Origin of the sequence: Psychroserpens mesophilus (genome assembly GCF_050617655.1) — a bacterium.
GTDB lineage: Bacteria > Bacteroidota > Bacteroidia > Flavobacteriales > Flavobacteriaceae > Psychroserpens > Psychroserpens mesophilus_A.
In genome coordinates this window covers 1-261 of the sequence record NZ_JBODQC010000240.1, presented here as the reverse complement: position 1 = coordinate 261, position 261 = coordinate 1, and the positions used below count along the sequence as shown (strand labels likewise).

Below are 261 nucleotides of genomic sequence, written 5' to 3'. Positions count from 1 at the left end.
GGTTTAAACCATCGCACCTGATATTTATCTTTATCGGTAGGTTGGTCCGGGATAAGGGCATCAATGAACTGGTGGCCGCATTTACCGGGCTCTGCAAAACACACCCGGACATCAGGCTCCTGCTGATCGGCCATTACGAATCCGAATTGGACCCGCTAAAGCCCGAGACGCACCAGGCCATAGATACGCACCCGCAAATCATGTATGTTGGCCCGAAAAAGGACGTGCGTCCGTACCTGGCTATATCAGATGCCCTGGTAT

1 protein-coding gene is annotated in these 261 nt (G+C 52.5%); it reads left to right on the top strand.

Going from position 1 to position 261, the window contains the following annotated elements; all coding sequences use genetic code 11:
• The coding region (locus ACRHNM_RS17120) for a glycosyltransferase (protein ID WP_431137846.1) at positions 1-261 on the top strand (261 nt) is incomplete at both ends.